19 protein-coding genes and 1 pseudogene are annotated in these 19,377 nt (G+C 59.2%); 6 read left to right on the top strand and 14 right to left on the bottom strand.

The genetic code is table 11. The features are described 5' to 3' along the window. Positions 1–75: 75 nt before the first annotated feature. From HX869_RS24330 to HX869_RS24285, 10 genes are all read right to left on the bottom strand, one after another. On the bottom strand, positions 76–378 hold the full coding sequence (locus tag HX869_RS24330) for a hypothetical protein (protein ID WP_177019260.1): 303 nt from the start codon (positions 376–378) through the stop codon (positions 76–78). Between the two features lie 11 nt (positions 379–389). Next, positions 390–1,172: a phage tail protein gene (locus HX869_RS24325; protein WP_177041844.1), complete on the bottom strand. Its 783-nt coding sequence runs from the start codon at positions 1,170–1,172 to the stop codon at positions 390–392. A 47-nt stretch (positions 1,173–1,219) separates the two neighbouring features. After that, complete coding sequence (locus tag HX869_RS24320; protein WP_177019258.1) at positions 1,220–1,750, bottom strand: hypothetical protein; 531 nt, start codon at positions 1,748–1,750, stop codon at positions 1,220–1,222. After that, the gene (locus HX869_RS24315) at positions 1,747–2,475 is read right to left on the bottom strand and encodes a phage tail protein I (RefSeq protein WP_177081948.1); all 729 of its coding nucleotides are present in this window, start codon (positions 2,473–2,475) and stop codon (positions 1,747–1,749) included. The genes HX869_RS24320 and HX869_RS24315 overlap by 4 nt, the downstream gene beginning before the upstream one ends. Further along, on the bottom strand, positions 2,472–3,467 hold the full coding sequence (locus HX869_RS24310) for a baseplate J/gp47 family protein (protein WP_177022714.1): 996 nt from the start codon (positions 3,465–3,467) through the stop codon (positions 2,472–2,474). Before HX869_RS24310 ends, HX869_RS24315 begins: the two co-directional genes overlap by 4 nt. Further along, positions 3,464–3,796: a phage baseplate protein gene (locus tag HX869_RS24305; RefSeq protein ID WP_003208675.1), complete on the bottom strand. Its 333-nt coding sequence runs from the start codon at positions 3,794–3,796 to the stop codon at positions 3,464–3,466. Before HX869_RS24305 ends, HX869_RS24310 begins: the two co-directional genes overlap by 4 nt. Before the next feature lie 12 nt (positions 3,797–3,808). Then, the gene (locus HX869_RS24300; RefSeq protein ID WP_003208676.1) at positions 3,809–4,417 is read right to left on the bottom strand and encodes a phage baseplate assembly protein V; all 609 of its coding nucleotides are present in this window, start codon (positions 4,415–4,417) and stop codon (positions 3,809–3,811) included. Positions 4,418–4,420: 3 nt separating this feature from the next. Further along, positions 4,421–4,936, bottom strand: coding sequence for a hypothetical protein (locus tag HX869_RS24295; protein WP_178903769.1), 516 nt, complete (start codon positions 4,934–4,936; stop codon positions 4,421–4,423). A 22-nt stretch (positions 4,937–4,958) separates the two neighbouring features. Beyond that, the gene (locus HX869_RS24290; RefSeq protein ID WP_003208680.1) at positions 4,959–5,297 is read right to left on the bottom strand and encodes a phage holin family protein; all 339 of its coding nucleotides are present in this window, start codon (positions 5,295–5,297) and stop codon (positions 4,959–4,961) included. 611 nt (positions 5,298–5,908) lie between these two features. Next, positions 5,909–6,643, bottom strand: coding sequence for an XRE family transcriptional regulator (locus HX869_RS24285; protein WP_023659216.1), 735 nt, complete (start codon positions 6,641–6,643; stop codon positions 5,909–5,911). Between the two features lie 198 nt (positions 6,644–6,841). Between HX869_RS24285 and mutS the strand changes: the two genes are divergently transcribed. Both mutS and fdxA read left to right on the top strand, forming a co-directional pair. After that, entirely contained in the window at positions 6,842–9,433 is a 2,592-nt protein-coding gene (gene mutS / locus HX869_RS24280) for a DNA mismatch repair protein MutS (RefSeq protein WP_178903768.1), read from the top strand. A gap of 142 nt (positions 9,434–9,575) precedes the next feature. After that, on the top strand, positions 9,576–9,899 hold the full coding sequence (fdxA, locus tag HX869_RS24275; protein ID WP_003208688.1) for a ferredoxin FdxA: 324 nt from the start codon (positions 9,576–9,578) through the stop codon (positions 9,897–9,899). A 497-nt stretch (positions 9,900–10,396) separates the two neighbouring features. Here the strand turns inward: fdxA and apbC are convergent, their stop codons facing one another. After that, positions 10,397–11,491, bottom strand: coding sequence for an iron-sulfur cluster carrier protein ApbC (gene apbC, locus HX869_RS24270; protein ID WP_178903767.1), 1,095 nt, complete (start codon positions 11,489–11,491; stop codon positions 10,397–10,399). A gap of 172 nt (positions 11,492–11,663) precedes the next feature. Here apbC and metG point away from each other — a divergent pair, with 172 nt between their 5' ends. The 4 genes and pseudogenes from metG to HX869_RS24250 all read left to right on the top strand — a co-directional run bounded on the left by metG (position 11,664) and on the right by HX869_RS24250 (position 15,740). Then, positions 11,664–13,715, top strand: a complete 2,052-nt coding sequence (gene metG / locus HX869_RS24265) for a methionine--tRNA ligase (RefSeq protein ID WP_003208690.1) — start codon at positions 11,664–11,666, stop codon at positions 13,713–13,715. Between the two features lie 121 nt (positions 13,716–13,836). Next, positions 13,837–14,658: pseudogene (rsxB, locus tag HX869_RS24260) on the top strand (electron transport complex subunit RsxB); the annotation flags it as partial. 150 nt (positions 14,659–14,808) lie between these two features. Beyond that, complete coding sequence (nth, locus tag HX869_RS24255) at positions 14,809–15,447, top strand: endonuclease III (protein WP_178903766.1); 639 nt, start codon at positions 14,809–14,811, stop codon at positions 15,445–15,447. A 107-nt stretch (positions 15,448–15,554) separates the two neighbouring features. Then, on the top strand, positions 15,555–15,740 hold the full coding sequence (locus tag HX869_RS24250; RefSeq protein ID WP_003208696.1) for a PA3496 family putative envelope integrity protein: 186 nt from the start codon (positions 15,555–15,557) through the stop codon (positions 15,738–15,740). A 71-nt stretch (positions 15,741–15,811) separates the two neighbouring features. Here HX869_RS24250 and HX869_RS24245 read toward each other — a convergent pair whose 3' ends face one another. The 3 genes from HX869_RS24245 to HX869_RS24235 all read right to left on the bottom strand — a co-directional run bounded on the left by HX869_RS24245 (position 15,812) and on the right by HX869_RS24235 (position 19,356). After that, positions 15,812–16,444 (bottom strand): response regulator transcription factor, encoded by a 633-nt coding sequence (locus HX869_RS24245; RefSeq protein WP_003208698.1) that lies wholly within the window; start codon positions 16,442–16,444, stop codon positions 15,812–15,814. 656 nt (positions 16,445–17,100) lie between these two features. Next, positions 17,101–18,318, bottom strand: coding sequence for an argininosuccinate synthase (locus tag HX869_RS24240; protein ID WP_003208700.1), 1,218 nt, complete (start codon positions 18,316–18,318; stop codon positions 17,101–17,103). A gap of 129 nt (positions 18,319–18,447) precedes the next feature. Beyond that, positions 18,448–19,356, bottom strand: coding sequence for an OmpA family protein (locus HX869_RS24235; RefSeq protein WP_087695280.1), 909 nt, complete (start codon positions 19,354–19,356; stop codon positions 18,448–18,450). Positions 19,357–19,377: the final 21 nt, after the last annotated feature.

Below are 19,377 nucleotides of genomic sequence, written 5' to 3'. Positions count from 1 at the left end.
CCGGGTGGAAAACGCCAAAGCCCCTGCGAGAGGGGCTTTGGGCGGGCGAAAAAAAACCGCTTTCGCGGTGGGTGATTATTTATCTTCCGGCAACGGGAACCGCGCCTTGATTTCGGCCACTTTGGCTCGCCATTCCTTCTCCTTCTCAGGCGTACCGTCGAATTGCCACTCGAGGTACATCGGGTCCGCTTCGCTGACATAGGCAGAGCGGCGAGCAGCAATAGTGCTAGCGAGCGCTGCAGCGGCAGCGGCTTTCTCGATCAGCGCTTGAGCGGCCACATCACTAAAGCCAAGACCTTTAAGTGTCTGCACGCTGGCAGGTACGTTGATCAGCGCGTCACCAGCGGGGGTTTCCAGTTTTTCAATAAACAAAGTCATTTGATCAGTCCTTAAACCTTGGCGGTATACCGAGTGTCGTTGTCGTAGGAATAAGCCAAGCGCTTCTCTTCATAGGTCTTCCCAAGCACGGCATCTGCCTGGGCCAGCGCATAAGGCTTCACTACCCAACGCACCTCCCAATCAGCCGTAACGTCATCTTTCATGATCACTTCGGTATCCACCTTGCTGAAGCTCACAGGGTAATCAAACGTTTTGGTGATCGTGTAACTCAACCCACCTCTTAGGTACATCCCGGAGAATTGTGGGGACGTGGTCAGCTGACCAGCGACCAAACCGACATACATGGGTTTAAGCCCTGTAACGGCACGAGCCGTGCAAATCATGCCAAACGAGATGCCCCGAACCGTTTCGCGATAGGTTTGCGATATTCGTTTGATCGACAGGAAGTTGGCATCACCATTCCATGGAAAACCAACACCTTCCAATTGCAGGTTCAAGCCGGCGATATGATAGATACCCTCACCAAAGGGCGCCTTTTCGCTATCTCGAGAAAAAATTCGAGAGATAGTAAGCTCGGTTTCTCCCCCATCGTTACCGGGCATGCTCCACCACACTGGGTAAAGCACGTCCGTGGACAAGCCGGTTAGGTCAATATCCTGCTTGTAAAGCGCGCGGCCATTGATGTCTTTCGCTTGTACACCGTTACGCCACGCAGTGAACTGACTCGACGCGGCCTCTACCCGTGCATCAATTTTGCCAATCTGGTTAGTCACCGTTTCTGTCAGCTTGTTACATGCATCCACCACTTTCGTGATAGTCGTTTCAATTCCCATCATCAACTCCCTGTCAATTAGTCTTTCCAGCACTTTTGTCAGTGCAACTACTTCGCTTCGAGATGCATAACCCGCAACATCAGATCAACGTGGCGGGACATATTGCCAACCGAAGCCGCCGCCATGATTGCGATTTCTTCAGCCATCAATACATTCAAATTCTCGCTCCCCACCACAATCGTCACGCTATCCGCCGGCAACGGCGAAATATCCAACGTGAACTTCTGCAGTACCCGAGCCGCCGCCGCTTTGTACGTGAGCAGCTTCCCCTCCACGGAATACACCGCCAACAACGTGCCACTGGCGAGGTAAAAACCAAACTCGCCGATCTCATACTCGGCCTCGCCATCAAACAGCGCGGCCATCCGGAGTTGCCGGTCGCCCAGATCCTCGTAGTCCACAATGGCGACCCGCTGGCGCTCGTCACGCAGGGCCACTTCGGTGCCGTCGGGGTTGTAGCGGCCAGTACCGGCGCCAATGTGGGTGATCTCGCCTTTCAAGCCCTGGTTCTTTGCCTGCAGCACTTCATCCAATCCCTTGGAGGTGAAGCGCACCAGGCGTGTAATTTCATCTGTCATGGCTGCGCCCTGAGGTCGTAGTCGTTAATGGTGTAGTGCCGGGCAACCCCGGCACTGTTTAGCCGGGCCGCCAGCCCGAGTTCAGGCAGTACGCCGCACAACTGCAACTCGCCATCGCTGAGCGGTGTGTGCGCCACGCTGCTGCAAGCAAGTACCCCGTGCAGCTTCACTTCGGGCAACGCCCCGGGCTGGCCCTCATCACCGATGCTCAACCCTGGATCAGCGGCTGCAGCAACACGTAAACCCTGGGAGGTCTCGTGCACGATGGTGATGGTGGCCAGGTCCCGCTCGCTCTTGGCCGCGTTGATGCGGCGGATCAAACGGTTGTGATCGCCACTGGACCAACTGCGACCGATGATTGCCTGCACATCAAAGGTGTAAGGCAGACCGGTTGGCCGCTGTTGATACCAGGCACTGATATTGGGGGTGAATCCCAGGGATTCGACGGCGTAGCTCAGCGCCTTGGGCGTACCGGCCTGACGCTGGATTTGCCAGGACAAGGCCACGGTGAGGCGCTTCTCCGACTCGCTGGCAGCGGCGTCCCACTCACTGACGCCGCGATCAGCGGCCAGGTAGGGAAGGAATTCAGCCGGCGTCTGCAGCGGGTTCATCAGGGCGGGAAAAGGGGGCGTCACCCGATCGAGCAATTGCCCGAAACCCAGGTCCAGCGCCTTCTCCAACGGCGAACTGTTGGCGGGCAGCAAACTGCCTTTGGGCTCGTTCATAGCGTGCGCACCTCCACCTCGACACCCGTGCAATATGGGGCCTGGAATGCCGTGGTGACGATCGGCTCCAGCGGTTCAAGGATTTGCAGTTGTGCAGCTCCCGCCGAGTGGATGGCGTAGTCGATCCAGCTCGGGTCCACCCGCCCTTCCAGGCGATGACAGGACTCTGCATAGTCTTGCAGCAGTTTCTGGGCGGCGACTTGAGTGAGCCCGGAATCCGGGCCGGCGTTGATCTTGGCCACCACGCGGATTTTGTAGCGCAGGATCTGAGCCGCCTGCACCGTGACGAGATCCGTTTCCGGTCGCACGTCAGGCCGGGCGAAATGCCGACGTACACCGTCAAGCAGATCAGCAGAAGGTGTGCCATCCCCGTCTCTGGACAGGACCGTGACCATCACTTCGCCGGGCGCGGTTCGACGGCCATTACCATCCTTGACCCGTGCCGCGTAGCCGTCCGGGTCGAAGGTATAAGTGACCGTCACCACACCCGGGGTAGCACTTTGCACTTTCACCGATGGACGCTCACCGAGGGTGAAAACCTCCCGGCGATACTGCATCCGCGAACCCGCCGCCGGAGCGTGAGGCGCGAGGTAATAACGCAACCGGGCGTCATCGTCGCTCTCCAATGTTGGCGGTACCGGCGGGAAAGCCGCCGGGTCACCAGGGTCGAGCACCTGGCGCTCAAGGCCCATGTCCGCCAGGCGCGCATCGAGGTTGCTGCCGGTAGCCCACCACGCCAGCATCTGCTTGATGCGGGCGTTGTATTTGCGCTCGTGGGTTTGCAGGCGAACGCAAAAAGCTTCCAGCGCCAACGTCAGCAACTCGCTCTCGTTCTCCAGGCTGACCTTCAGCTTGGCGGCATTTTCTGGTGCACGAGTGGCGACGTAATCGACGACAAACGCCTTGAACTCCGCCAGCAACGGTTCGAACTCATCGACGGCAATGATCGCTGGCTCAGCCAGCTGGTTCTGGCCGGGTATCAGCATGCTCATGTCACCACCTCGAAGGATTGCTTGCGGTTTTTCCAGGTGCCGGCGAAGCGCAGCAACAGGCCGGCGCCCTGGCGGTTGGCGACGATGACTTGCGGCTCGAAGTCGGCGATGCCGTTCTGCGGGTTGTAGAACGCCTGGGCGGCATGGCTCTGGGCGAGAATCAGCAGGTCATCGCCGAGGTTTTGCCCGAGCAGCTGCGGGATCATCGAGCCGTACAGCGGGCGCTTCTGGCGAGTGCCCAAGGGCGTGGTCAGCGCTCGGGTAGCGCGCTGCACAAATTGCAGCCAGTCATCGACCGCCGCCCCGGTGTTTCTATCGATTCCGATCATGGGATGTCCTTGTCAGGGGCTGATGACTCGACCCTGGTGGTCCACCACCGGGCCACTGAAGTGCGCGCCGCCTGCATCCAGCAACAGGCTGGTGCCGCCGACTTGCAGCGTGACGCCCTGGGCGCTCATCGTGAGGCTGGCGGCGCCGACCTTGATGTCGACCTGTTCGCGGGAACCTGTGAACGTGGTGGGGCCATTGACCCAGTTGAAGGTATGGCTGGCGTCGTCGTAGTCGCTTTGGGTGCCGTCCTGATGGCGGCGCCGGGTCAGTGTCGAAGCGCTGGAGACCGGTGGAAAACGGTCACTGTTCAAGCCGAACAAGGCCACCGATTGCGCCCCGCCCTCCCCGGCGCCGTAGTTGAGCAGCAAACATTGCTCGCCTACTGACGGGATGCGGGTTTCCGTCTGCGCCCCGGCGCTGGGGTTGAAAAAGCGGATCGCCGGGGTGAGCAGTTCGCCGTGGCTGACCTTGCAGGTATTGCTGGCGGCGTCGACCTCCTGGCACACGCCGATTCGGCAGAAACTTTCGGCGCGTCGATACAGGTCTTCGAGCTGGCTTTCCATTTCCGCCAGGCGCTCCACGATCGGCCCCAGTTGCATGCGTAACAGCGCGTCGAACATGGGCTACTCCGCCAGCGGCTTGTATTGGTCGGGGTCGTCGATGTTCGACACGTCCCAGGTGCAGGCAAAAAGCGGCTTGCCTGTGGGATCGTTGAGCAACGGCGGCCCGATATAGAGGGTTTGGGTGAAGGTGACGGTCCAGGTGTCGTAGTCCGTCTCCGCGCTGGTGCGTATTGAAGGCGCAGCGACAATGCTGGTCGGCAGGTCGCACTGCGCCTGCGGCAGGTTCCAGCGGTTATCCAGCACCAGGTCCATCAGTTGGCTGGCCAGGTCGCAGGCATCAAAGGGCAAGGCACCCGGGGCCACCAAGGCCTTGAGTGAAATCCCCAGGGCATGGGCCTTGCGCCCCTCGCGGGAGCGAAGGCCCGGCCCATTGCCTTCGACCGTGATCAACACGCCGGTGTCGTTCGCGCCGCCCTGAAAGTCCTGATGAGTGCCGACCTTAAGTTCCGGAAACGCCCTGCGCAGTGCCTCGCTGATGGCCTGGGGCAATTGGGAGGGTTTTTCGATAAGTGTCATTTAAGTAGCGTCCTTGCAACGGTTACTGCGGGTCCCGGCCAGGGCCTTCGTTGACGCCGATGCGCTTGGCCGCCCAGCGTTCATAAAGGCCGATGGCCACGTCGGCGCCGGCCATGGCGGTCAGGCACCCAATGGCGCCGGCCGTCCAGATCGACATGCCGGCGGCGTAGCACAGCATCAGGGCTGATACCCCGCACACCATGCAGGCCCCCGAACGCAGGGCCAGGCGCCGCATAAGCGACCAACCGCGGGCGCCTTCCTTGTCGGCGCGCCACATTTCTCCGGAAACCCCGCCAATCACCGCCAATACGATGACCAGCCAGATAGGCATTTCCGCCAACGCTTGCTGCTCGTTTGTCATGTCACGCCTCCTGGAATGAGTGATACCGGCAGGTCGCCGGTTGTAGGTGTTTGTTTCAATTTGAATGGGTTCTCTAGGTAGGCATTCCAAAAAGCCCGGTTGCCCGGGCTTTTCAGTAATGATGTCCTCGAACTTTCGGCGCTACTGGCGCGGTACGGTTCTTTCCTCAATGTTTTTCCGACCACGATCCCTGTCTGCCGGATAACTGCTTCTGGTGCTTTACGCTGCACACCCGGGCCAGTTGCCAACCCTCTGAACCGTTAAGGCCGGTTCATCGCTGCCTGTTCTTGAAGCGGTTTGAAACTAAAGAGCGTCGGCATCCTTGCCGGTATTGCCTGGCATCCTTGCCATCGCTTCGATGGCGTCCTTGCCGGTGTTGCGTAACGTCCTTGTCTTCCTTGGCAGCATCCTTGCCGCCTCCACCAGGCCTTCTTGGCTGGCTTGAGATGAAGAATATGCATGTATGCATATACAGTCAATGCACAAATGCATTTATTTTTGCGCAAGAAATGCACAGGTGCATTTATAGCCCCGCAGGCAAAGGGTTTGGTGGTTTTACGCAGACGAAAAAAAAGCCCGCTCACTGGCGGGCTTTGTCTTACACAGAAGGGTTAGCGGGCGTACATGCCCCACCAGAAAACGTGACCAAGGATGCTGATCTGTTCATCCTGGATTTCCTGGAAGCTGTAGTCCTCGTCCGGATGTTCATCGCGGTTGAAGCTACGCAGGCGAATCCCGGAAGGCAGGCGATAGAGCTGTTTCACCCGTAGCTGGCCGTTGTGATTGATGGCGTAAAGATCGCCATCGACGATGTCACCAATCCCGCATTTACCCGCATTGACACCTACGGTGGCGCCGTCGCGCAGCACCGGCAACATACTGTTGCCGCGCACCGTCACGCACTTGGCCTGGTCGAACTGCACACCGTTATGCCGCAGGCTGCGCTTGCCGAATCGCAGGCTGGCCTTCTCGCTTTCCTCGATGACGAATCTTCCTGATCCAGCAGCCAATTCAACCTCGCGCAGAAAGGGGATCGACACCTCGTCATCATTAACGGGTGTTTCGTCGTCCCACAGGCTTATGTCCTTGAGTTCCGAATGCATCGGGTCACGCTCGTCCGACCGCGCCGGCACCAGCCCTGCGCGCCCGCGCAGCTGATCGGTACTGACCTGAAAGTAATCGGCGATGCGCGAGATGTGCTTGTCCGACGGATCCACGATCTTGCCGCTGAGGATCCGGGACAGTGTGGATTGAGGCACGCCGGTACGCCGGTGAAGCTCCGTGGGGGAGATCCGGTCGCGGTCCAGCAGCTCTCTTAAGACGATAGAAACGTTGCGTTTTTGCATAACGCGGATAGTGCAGGCAGTTTTGATGCTTGGCAAATGCTAATTTGCATATTTAATGCATGGAGCAGCGAATTTGACCTGACCGTTTGTGCACTGCGAAGCCCCGACCGCGCGTGTTAACCTTGCGCCCATTGCAAAAAATGCTGGGCCAAGCGCCCCCTTTGCCCCATCACTTTCAACGAATTTGCCAACTATCCAATGAGTAAAAACACTTCCGATCTGTCCTCCCACACCCCGATGATGCAGCAGTACTGGCGCCTGAAAAACCAGCACCCTGATCAGTTGATGTTCTACCGCATGGGCGATTTCTACGAGATCTTCTATGAAGACGCGAAGAAGGCGGCCAAGTTGCTGGACATCACCCTGACCGCGCGCGGGCAGTCGGCCGGGCAGTCAATTCCGATGTGCGGGATTCCATATCATTCGTTGGAAGGTTACCTGGTCAAGCTGGTGAAGCTGGGCGAGTCGGTGGTGATCTGTGAGCAGATCGGCGACCCGGCCACCAGCAAGGGCCCGGTGGAACGCCAGGTGGTGCGCATCATCACGCCGGGTACGGTGAGTGATGAGGCGCTGCTGGATGAGCGTCGCGACAACCTGATCGCGGCAGTACTGGGGGACGAACGCCTGTTCGGCCTGGCAGTCCTGGATATCACCAGTGGCAACTTCACGGTGCTGGAGATCAAGGGCTGGGAGAATCTGCTGGCGGAGCTTGAGCGCGTCAATCCGGTGGAGTTGATGATCCCGGACGACTGGCCAAAGGACCTGCCGGCGGAACGTCGCCGTGGGACCAAGCGTCGTGCGCCGTGGGATTTCGAGCGTGATTCGGCGCTGAAAAGCCTGTGCCAGCAATTCTCCGTGCAAGACCTCAAGGGCTTCGGTTGCGAAACCCTGACCCTGGCCATCGGCGCCGCCGGTTGCCTGCTCAGCTATGCCAAGGAAACCCAGCGCACTGCCCTGCCGCATTTGCGCAGCCTGCGTCATGAACGCCTGGACGACACCGTGGTGCTGGATGGCGCCAGCCGTCGCAACCTGGAACTGGACACCAACCTCGCCGGCGGGCGCGACAACACCCTGCAATCGGTGGTCGACCGTTGCCAGACCGCCATGGGCAGCCGCTTGCTCACCCGCTGGTTGAACCGCCCGCTGCGGGATTTGACCGTGCTGCAAGCCCGCCAGACCTCTATTACCTGCCTGCTCGACCGCTACCGCTTTGAAAAGCTGCAACCGCAGCTCAAGGAAATCGGCGATATCGAGCGGATCCTGGCGCGGATCGGCCTGCGTAACGCGCGGCCTCGCGACCTGGCACGCCTGCGCGATGCCCTCGGCGCCCTGCCGCAACTGCAAGCGGCGATGACCGAACTGGAAGCACCGCACCTGCAGCAGCTGGCAGTCACCACCGGCACCTACCCGGAACTGGCGGCGCTGCTGGAAAAAGCCATCATCGACAACCCGCCCGCGATCATCCGTGACGGTGGCGTGTTGAAGACCGGTTACGACACCGAGCTGGATGAGCTGCAATCCCTGAGCGAGAACGCCGGGCAGTTCCTGATTGACCTGGAAGCCCGTGAAAAAGCCCGCACCGGCCTGGCCAACCTGAAAGTCGGCTACAACCGCGTGCACGGCTACTTTATCGAGTTGCCAAGCAAGCAGGCCGAGCAGGCGCCGATCGATTACCAGCGCCGCCAGACCCTCAAGGGTGCCGAGCGCTTTATCACTCCGGAGCTTAAAGAATTCGAAGACAAGGCGCTGTCGGCCAAAAGCCGCGCCCTGGCCCGGGAGAAAATGCTCTACGAAGCCTTGCTCGAAAGCCTGATCGACAAGCTGGCGCCGTTGCAGGACACCGCCGCCGCCCTGGCCGAGCTGGATGTACTGAGCAACCTGGCCGAGCGTGCCCTGAACCTTGACCTGAACTGCCCGCGCTTTGTCAGCGAGCCGTGCATGCGCATCGTGCAAGGTCGCCACCCGGTGGTTGAGCAGGTGTTGACCACGCCGTTCGTCGCCAACGACCTGTCGCTGGACGACGACACCCGCATGCTGGTGATCACCGGTCCGAACATGGGCGGTAAATCCACCTACATGCGTCAGACCGCGTTGATCGTGCTGCTGGCGCATATCGGCAGCTTCGTGCCGGCGGCAAGCTGCGAATTGTCACTGGTGGACCGCATCTTCACCCGGATCGGTTCCAGCGATGACCTGGCCGGCGGCCGTTCGACCTTTATGGTGGAAATGAGCGAAACCGCCAACATCCTGCACAACGCCACCGAACGCAGCCTGGTGCTGATGGACGAAGTGGGCCGCGGCACCAGCACCTTCGACGGGCTGTCCCTGGCGTGGGCGGCGGCCGAACGTTTGGCGCACCTGCGGGCATATACGCTGTTCGCGACGCACTACTTCGAACTGACCGTGCTGCCGGAAAACGAGCCGTTGGTAGCCAACGTGCACCTCAATGCCACCGAGCACAACGAGCGCATCGTGTTCCTGCACCACGTGCTGCCCGGCCCGGCAAGCCAGAGTTACGGCCTGGCCGTGGCGCAACTGGCGGGGGTGCCGGCCGAGGTGATTACCCGTGCTCGCGAGCACCTGAGCCGCCTGGAAGAAACCGCGCTGCCCCATGAGATTCCCGTGGCCAGCCCGGCCAAGGCCAGCAACAAACCGAGCGCGCCGCACCAGAGCGACATGTTCGCCAGCCTGCCTCATCCGGTACTGGATGAGTTGGCTAAGCTTGACCTGGATGACTTGACGCCGCGAAAAGCGCTCGAAATGTTATATGCACTGAAGACTCGGATATAACGCAGACGCTTGCAAGCTGGTAGACTCTCGCGCGGTTTGGGATGCTGCGGGCTTTTAGCCTGGCCTGCAGACTATCGCTCCCAAACCTCGCGAGCCCTGCCACAAAGGGTTTCGCTGCCGCCGCCTGAGGAGAAAATTAGAAATGACCTTCGTCGTCACCGACAACTGCATCAAGTGCAAGTACACCGACTGCGTAGAAGTGTGTCCGGTGGACTGCTTCTACGAAGGCCCGAATTTCCTGGTCATCCACCCGGACGAGTGCATTGACTGCGCGCTGTGTGAACCAGAATGCCCGGCCGTCGCTATTTTCTCCGAGGACGAAGTCCCGGCAGAGATGCAGGAATTTATTCAGTTGAACGTCGAGCTGGCGGAAATCTGGCCGAATATCACTGAGCGCAAAGACCCGATGCCGGATGCGGCAGAGTGGGATGGCAAAAAAGGCAAGATTGCCGACCTCGAACGCTGATAGCGTCGATGCCCTCCAAAAGGCCCCTTGCGGGCCTTTTTGCATTTCTGCGGGGCAGGGTTTCACTTTTCTACAGGCAAAAAAAAGGGGCGGTATGACCCGCCCACATTTTTTCCCTAGTCCCTGTGTTCCTTTTCATCGTCCTGATGAATCGCATCCTGCGAGGTTCCCTGAATCATCGTTCCTTGATGACTGTGTCAATCCGTGGACACAGGGCTGATCTTAGAGAGTTCACGGGGAAGTTCAACGGGATCCAACCCGCCGGGTTTTCGATTTACGCGCTCAAACGAGAATAAATAATCCTTATATTTCAATAAGATAGAAATATAGGTAGTCAATTCAAGACGCCCCCGCCGACGAAAAAACCCAAACGCTTACGAAAAAGTAAGTGAATGCTTACACCAGCAATTACGTAAAAGAGTAAAAAACGCCTCGTTGCTGTTCATCAGGCAAGAAAAAGCCCCGACAAGGTCGAGGCTTTTTTCCCATCCGGTGGATCAGTCGTCGCTGACAGTAATCGTCGGCATCGCCTGGGCCTCTGCTTCCTGCAGGACGATTCGCGCGCCTACGTGGCGCGCCAGCTCCTGGTAGACCATGGCAATCTGGCCATCGGGCTCGGCAACGACCGTTGGCTTGCCGCCATCAGCCTGCTCACGAATCCCCATGGACAGCGGCAACGACGCCAGCAGTTCAACGCCGTACTGGGTCGCGAGCTTCTCGCCGCCGCCTTCACCGAACAGATGCTCGGCGTGGCCGCAGTTGGAGCAGATGTGCACCGCCATGTTTTCCACGACGCCCAGCACCGGGATGTTGACCTTGCGGAACATCTCCACCCCCTTGCGGGCATCCAGCAGCGCCAGGTCCTGAGGCGTGGTGACGATCACCGCACCGGCCACCGGCACTTTCTGCGCCAGGGTCAGTTGGATATCGCCGGTGCCGGGCGGCATATCGATCACCAGGTAGTCCAGGTTGCCCCAGTCGGTCTGGGTGACCAGTTGCAGCAACGCACCGGATACCATCGGGCCGCGCCAGACCATCGGTGTGTTGTCGTCGGTCAGGAAGGCCATGGACATGACTTCCACGCCATGGGACTCGATCGGCACGAACCATTTCTGGTCCTTGATCTTCGGCCGCGTGCCTTCCGGGATGCCAAACATCACGCCCTGGCTCGGGCCATAGATGTCGGCGTCGAGAATCCCGACCCGCGCGCCTTCCCGGGCCAGGGCCAGGGCCAGGTTGGCGGCGGTGGTGGATTTGCCCACGCCGCCCTTGCCGGAAGCCACGGCCACCACGTTCTTGACGTTGGCCAGGCCCGGAATCTGCGCCTGGGCCTTGTGCGGGGCGATCACGCACTGGATGTCGACCCTGGCCGAGCTGACGCCGTCCAGGCCTTCGATGGCCATTTGCAGCATCTGCGCCCAGCCGCTCTTGAACAGGCCTGCGGCGTAGCCCAGCTCAAGCTGGACCAAAACCTTGTCACCCTGCACGTCGATGGCGCGTACGCACCCGGCGCTGACCGGGTCCTGGTTCAGGTAGGGGTCGGTGTACTGGCGAAGAACGGCTTCCACCGCTGCGCGATTGACGGCGCTCATGGGCTACTCCCGAAAAAAGACTGACTAAAACAGGCGGCTATCCTAACCGTTCCAGCGCCCCAGCGGCACGCTTTCGGCCTGCGGGAAAATCCGGAAACAGCCGCACGGGGTGAAATAAATTTCCCGGCGCTTTATAGTGGCCGACCTCCGTTTCATCAAGTAGCCGAGCCCCATGTCCGAGCCACGCAAGATCCTCGTCACCAGCGCCCTGCCCTATGCCAATGGTTCCATCCACCTTGGCCATATGCTTGAGTACATCCAGACCGATATGTGGGTGCGCTTCCAGAAGCATCGCGGCAATCAATGCATTTATGTCTGCGCGGACGACGCCCACGGTTCGGCCATCATGTTGCGCGCCGAGAAGGAAGGGATCACCCCGGAACAACTGATCGCCAATGTCCAGGCTGAACACAGCGCCGACTTTGCCGAGTTCCTGGTGGATTTCGATAACTTCCACTCGACCCACTCCGACGAAAACCGCGAGCTGTCGAGCCAGATCTACCTGCGCCTCAAGGACGCCGGGCACATTGCCACGCGTTCGATCACCCAGTATTTCGACCCGGAAAAGAAAATGTTCCTGGCCGATCGCTTCATCAAGGGCACCTGCCCGAAATGCGGCACTGAGGACCAGTACGGCGACAACTGCGAGAAATGCGGCGCCACTTACGCGCCCACCGACTTGAAGGATCCGAAGTCGGCCATCTCCGGCGCCACCCCGGTACTCAAGGATTCCCAGCACTTCTTCTTCAAGCTCCCGGATTTCCAGCAGATGCTGCAAACCTGGACCCGCAGCGGCACCCTGCAGGACGCCGTGGCGAACAAGATCGCCGAATGGCTGGACGCCGGCCTGCAACAGTGGGACATCTCCCGCGATGCGCCGTACTTCGGCTTTGAGATCCCGGGCGAGCCAGGCAAGTACTTCTACGTGTGGCTGGACGCGCCGATCGGCTACATGGCCAGCTTCAAGAACCTGTGCGACCGCACGCCGGAGCTGGACTTCGACGCGTTCTGGAACAAGGACTCCACGGCCGAGCTGTACCACTTCATCGGCAAGGACATCGTCAACTTCCACGCGCTGTTCTGGCCTGCAATGCTTGAAGGCTCGGGCTATCGCAAGCCAACCGGCATTGCCGTGCACGGTTACCTGACGGTCAACGGCCAGAAGATGTCCAAGTCCCGTGGCACCTTTATCAAGGCGCGCACCTACCTGGACCACCTGTCGCCGGAATACCTGCGCTACTACTACGCCTCCAAGCTGGGCCGTGGTGTCGACGACCTGGACCTGAACCTGGAAGACTTCGTACAGAAGGTCAACTCGGACCTGGTGGGCAAGGTCGTCAACATCGCCAGCCGTTGCGCCGGGTTTATCCACAAGGGCAACGCCGGGGTGCTGGTGGCTGAAAATGCCGCACCTGAGTTGACCGATGCATTCCTGGCCGCCGCGCCGAGCATCGCCGATGCCTATGAAGCTCGCGACTTTGCCCGGGCCATGCGCGAAATCATGGGCCTGGCCGACCGCGCCAACGCCTGGATCGCCGACAAGGCGCCGTGGTCGCTGAACAAGCAGGAAGGCAAGCAGGCTGAAGTCCAGGCGATCTGCGCCACGGGCGTCAACCTGTTTCGTCAGTTGGTGATCTTCCTCAAGCCGGTATTGCCATTGCTGGCAGCCGACGCCGAGGCGTTCCTCAATGTGCCGCCGCTGACCTGGAATGACCACGCGACACTGCTCGGCAACCATCAGTTGAATGAGTTCAAGCCGCTGATGACCCGTATCGACCCGGTAAAAGTGCAGGCCATGACCGACGCATCGAAAGAAGACCTCGAGGCCAGCAAGACCGATACCGGCGACGCTGCACCTGCGGGCAATGGCGAACTGGCGAAAGATCCGTTGTCGCCGGAAATCGACTTCGACGCCTTCGCTGCGGTGGACTTGCGGGTGGCCCTGATCCTCAAGGCCGAAGCCGTGGAAGGCGCCGACAAGCTGCTGCGCCTGACCCTGGACATCGGTGATGAACAACGCAACGTGTTCTCGGGGATCAAGAGCGCCTATCCGGACCCATCCAAGCTCGATGGTCGCCTGACCATGATGATCGCCAACCTCAAGCCGCGGAAAATGAAGTTCGGTATCTCCGAAGGCATGGTGATGGCGGCCGGCCCTGGCGGTGAAGAGATCTACCTGTTGAGCCCGGACAGCGGCGCCAAGCCGGGTCAGCGCATCAAGTAACAATGGCTAACTGCCTCATGGTCTCGGCCATGGGGCGGTTTCAGCTAGTACCCCCTCCTCGCTTGCCGGATAATCGGATTCTGTTTGCTGTCGGCCCGTTGTTGGCTGTGGCTTTTCCGGGTTCCAACGCAATGATCAAACCATGAGCCTGATTCAACGTATCGACGCCCTGCTGCCGCAAACCCAGTGTGGCAAATGTGGGCATCCTGGCTGCAAGCCCTACGCAGAAGGCATTGCCCAAGGCGAGGCGATCAACAAGTGCCCTCCGGGCGGCCAGGAAACCATCGCAGGCCTGGCGCAGCTGTTGAAGCTCCCGGTGCTGGAGTTGGACACATCTCGAGGGGAAGCGCCCGCACAGATCGCGTTTATCCGTGAAGCGGAGTGCATCGGCTGTACCAAATGCATCCAGGCCTGCCCGGTGGACGCTATCGTCGGTGCTGCCAAATTGATGCACACGGTGATTGTCGACGAGTGCACGGGTTGCGACCTGTGTGTAGCACCCTGCCCGGTTGATTGCATCGAAATGCGTCCGTTGAGCACCGTGGTACCGATTGTCGGCGGGCTGGCCTCCAATGATCATGAACGCGAGGCACGCAGCCTCAAGCGCGACCGGGCCCGGCGACGGTTTGAACAGCGCAACGCGCGGCTGCAACGCGAAGAGGAACAGAAACTTGCCGAACGCCAGGCACGCTCCAAGCGCGCCGCCCCGGTAGCTGCGGCCACGGTCAACCCGGTCCAGGCGGCCATTGAGCGGGTTCGTGCACAAAAAGCCGCGGCCATGGACGCCGCCTTGAAGAAGGCCAAGATCAACCTGGCCATGAGCCGCGCCCAATTGCACAAATCCCTGAAAGCTTTCGGCCACCCGCCGACCTTTGAACAGCAGTCGCAGTTGATCATTCTGCAACAGCACTTCGAAACGGCAGAGCAGGCGCTTGCAGCACTGGTGGTGGCTGATGCCCGCACCTGAACCCCTTGAGCACCGGCCCCACGTGATGAAGCGTGTACTGCCGGTGCACGCCGCGTTTATCCTGCTTGGGTTATTGGGCCCGTTTTTCGTAACCACACTGACTGTCCGCAAGGAACCGCTCGCCCCATGAACGCCGCAAAACGCCTGGAAATTTTCCGTCGGCTTCACGAAGACAACCCGGAACCGAAAACCGAACTGGCCTACTCCTCGCCGTTCGAGTTGCTGATCGCCGTGATTCTCTCGGCCCAGTCCACAGACGTCGGCGTCAACAAGGCCACCGCTAAATTGTATCCGGTGGCGAACACCCCGGAGGCGATCTACGCGCTGGGGGTTGAGGGGTTGTCCGAATACATCAAGACCATCGGCCTGTACAACAGCAAGGCGAAGAATGTCATCGAGACCTGCCGGCTACTGGTGGAACTGTACGGCAGCGAAGTACCGCAAACGCGCGAAGCCCTGGAAGCCCTTCCGGGTGTTGGCCGAAAAACCGCCAATGTGGTGCTCAATACGGCATTTCGCCAATTGACCATGGCGGTGGACACGCACATCTTTCGGGTCAGCAACCGAACCGGTATTGCCCGCGGAAAAAATGTGGTGGAAGTGGAAAAACAGCTGATGAAGTTCGTGCCCAAGCCGTATCTGCTGGACTCGCATCACTGGTTGATCCTTCACGGACGCTATGTCTGCCAAGCCCGCAAGCCGCGCTGTGGCAGCTGCCGCATCGAAGACCTGTGCGAATACAAGGAAAAGACTTCCGACGATTGAGCCATCATTGCTTTTATCGATGAGTCGATTGAAAAAATCTTTTTTACCAGGCCCGAGATTATCGTTATAAGGAGCGCCAACGGCAGTCTTAGCCTGGAGTTAACCTTATGAGCACTGGCAAAGAACAACTGGATGTAGAAGACGACGTTGTTGGCGCTGAATCCGACGATGATGCAGCAGAAGCACCGGTAGAGGTGGCCAAGACCAATTTGAGCAAACGCCGCACCATCGACAACCTTCTGGAAGAGCGGCGCTTGCAAAAACAGTTGGCCGATTACGACTTCGATCTCTAATCGATCCAACGATAAACAGAAGCCTCCCTTGCGGAGGCTTTTTTCTGACTGGATGTAAATGTGAGGCCGGCCTACACCAGGCCGTTTCGCTGGGCCAGCTCGATCAAGTCCACCAGCGAGCGGGCGTTGAGCTTGAGCAGCAAGCGGGTCTTGTAGGTGCTCACAGTCTTGTTGCTCAGGAACATGCCATCGGCGATCTCCTTGTTGGTCTTGCCGCGGGCCAACTGCTGCAACACCATCATCTCCCGGCCGGACAGGCGCTCGACCATGTCCGCTTCGCTGGCGTTACCCATTGTGGAGCGCACCGAGTTCAACGCCTGGTTGGGGAAGTAGCTGTACCCGCACAGCACCGCCTTGACCGCGCTCAACAGCTCGGTGAGATCCTGTTGCTTGCACACGTAGCCGGCAGCACCCGCCTGCATGCACCGCATCGAGAAATGCCCGGGCGCCTGGGACGTCAGCACCAGCACCTTGAAGGGATGTGCCTGTTTGGTTGATGACAGCCGGCATATAACTTCCAGGCCATCGAGTTTGGGAATTCCAATATCCAGTATGACAATGTCCGGCATATGCTCGCGCGCAAGTTGCAAGGCATCGACACCGTTATCGGTCTCGGCAACGACCTCATAACTATGACGTTCCATTAGCATACGTACAGCAAGACGAATGACGGGATGATCATCCACGATCAGCACTTTATTCATGGGCAAGTCCAATTTCGCTGTTCGAATTATTAAGAGCAAGCACAATAGCCTAGTCGTTTCTCGCTTGGCATAGCGCTCCCCCCCAAGCAACAGCAAGCAGAGACCTAACCCACAAAGACATAGGATTTAACCTACAAAAAAACGCCAGATCGGAGCTATCCAGTTTTGTTGGGGCTTTCAGAACTTTCCGAGCACAAACATATTTTGAGTGAAAATTCCCAGGATTACGCGGGCCCGGGTAAACGCGCCGTACACAAGTTTCAGGAAATGCCCCTTGTGCGCTGTCAGAAGACCTGTGAACCCGGAGGGAAACCGGGTTTTTAAAAGTTCCATTCGACATAATTACTAACGCTCCATAAATCCTACAGGCATGTCAGCATCTGACATATTCGCGGTACATTTCTGAGTGAATTTTCTGTAGTACATAGTTCCTGCCTACAAGAAAAAATCTCACTTTCAACAATGCATCACTTATCGAGCGAAATTAATAAACATTGCCCCCGTAAAAATATAAACACTCCAGATCATCTCCTGGAGTACCTGAACTTTTTCGAAGCGAACAATAAACACAGGCGCGCGCCCGATGATTCCGGATGTATTTTCAACCAAAAAAAATGGCCCCTTGAGGGGCCATTTTTCATTGCAACTTACAACACTCAGAACAACTTGCGACCTTTGTTGGCCGCAATGCGCATGCGCAACGCGTTCAGCTTGATGAAGCCTGCCGCGTCTGCCTGGTTGTAGGCGCCGCCATCTTCTTCAAAAGTGGCGATGTTGGCGTCGAACAACGACTCATCGGACTTGCGACCGGTCACGATCACGTTGCCCTTGTACAGCTTCAGGCGCACAACGCCGTTCACGTGGACCTGGGAAGCGTCGATCATCTGTTGCAGCATCAGACGCTCAGGGCTCCACCAGTAGCCGGTGTAGATCAGGCTGGCGTACTTGGGCATCAACTCGTCTTTGAGGTGAGCCACTTCACGGTCCAGGGTGATGGACTCAATGGCGCGGTGAGCGCGCAGCATGATGGTGCCGCCCGGAGTTTCGTAGCAACCACGGGACTTCATGCCCACGTAACGGTTCTCGACGATGTCGAGGCGGCCGATACCGTGTTCGCCACCGATACGGTTCAAGGTCGCCAGTACGGTGGCCGGGGTCATTTCGACGCCGTCCAGCGCGACGATGTCGCCGTTGCGGTAGGTCAGTTCCAGGTACTGGGCCTTGTCAGGAGCGTTCTCCGGGGAGACGGTCCATTTCCACATGTCTTCTTCGTGCTCGGTCCAGGTGTCTTCCAGCACGCCGCCTTCATAGGAGATGTGCAGCAAGTTGGCGTCCATCGAGTACGGGGACTTCTTCTTGCCGTGACGCTCGATCGGGATCGCGTGCTTTTCGGCGTAGTCCATCAGCTTTTCACGGGACAGCAGGTCCCATTCACGCCACGGAGCAATCACTTTTACGCCTGGCTTCAAGGCGTAGGCGCCCAGTTCGAAACGCACCTGGTCGTTGCCCTTGCCGGTGGCGCCATGGGAAATGGCGTCGGCGCCGGTTTCGTTGGCGATTTCGATCAGGCGCTTGGCGATCAGCGGACGTGCGATGGAAGTACCCAGCAGGTACTCGCCTTCGTAGACAGTGTTGGCGCGAAACATCGGGAAAACGAAATCGCGGACGAACTCTTCGCGCAGGTCGTCAATGTAGATCTCTTTCACGCCCATGGCTTGCGCCTTGGCACGTGCAGGTTCGACCTCTTCGCCCTGACCCAGGTCAGCGGTGAAGGTCACCACTTCACAGTTATAAGTATCCTGCAGCCACTTGAGGATCACCGAAGTGTCCAGGCCGCCGGAATACGCGAGAACGACCTTGTTTACGTCGGCCATGCCATCACTCCACGGGGTTGTACGGAAAGGCGTCGATTCTACCGACCAAAACCGTGAAATTACAGAGGCGCGACAGCAAATGAAGATAAAGCGACAGATTATGTCGAGCGGGCGACGAAACGCCGCACCTTATGAGGTGGCGGCAGCGTTGCCTGGCGCCTTGGCCTGGGGCGCCGGTTTCTCGGGGGCTGCCACCCGTTCGAGCTGAATATTCACCCGGCGGTTTTTCGCCCGGTTGGCCGCGTTGGTGTTCGGCGCCAGCGGATAGCTTTCGCCATGAAAGCGCAGGGTAATCTGCGATTCCTGGATGCCATTGGCCTTGAAGTAGTCCATTACCGCCAATGCACGACGCCGCGAAACGTCGCGATTGGTCAGGCGATTGCCGCTGTTGTCGGAGTGGCCATTCAACTCGACGTGGTTAACCGTCGGGTCGGCTTTCATGAACTCGAGAATCACCGAGAGCTTTTTCCTGGCCGCCGCGTCCAGTTCGATGCCGCCACCCGGGAAGCCCACCTCGGTCTGTTTGACCTGCTCGAAATTCATCGGCAGCAGCTTGGTGGTGCAGAGTTGATAGTCGTTGTAGGCCTTGCTGAATTTCGCCGGCAGCAGGCGGATCTCGGAGTAACCGCCGTCGCGGCTATAGTGGCGCACCGTCGGGCTGCGCCCTTCGAGCAGGCCGGTAAACAAACGCCCGGCCTGGGCCTGGGAGCTGTTGAACAGCACATCGCCACTGCCGACACGCACCGCCCCCAGGTTGATATCGCCACGCCCCGGCTGCCACGGCGCAGCCGCCGCCAACAGGGTTGCGGAACCGGCACCCAACGAGCCGTTAAAGGCTTTCAGGCGAAACGTCGCCTGCTCGCCGGCCCGGCGCACGAACTCGCCCGAGCCGAAATCGGTGATCGGCTGGGTCAAGCGGCACTCGAATTTATCGCCCTCCACTTTCCACTCAATATTCTCCAGACGTGTCTGGAACGTGAGGGCCATCGCGGGCAGGCTGGCGAACACACTGAGCAGGGCTAGATAATGCTGGCGCACGGGAGGCTCCACTGGTTTCTA

Origin of the sequence: Pseudomonas sp. P7779 (assembly GCF_013386315.1) — a bacterium.
Lineage (GTDB): Bacteria > Pseudomonadota > Gammaproteobacteria > Pseudomonadales > Pseudomonadaceae > Aquipseudomonas.
The sequence above is the reverse complement of the archived record's forward strand: the minus strand, read 5'-3'. Positions and strand labels throughout refer to the sequence as shown.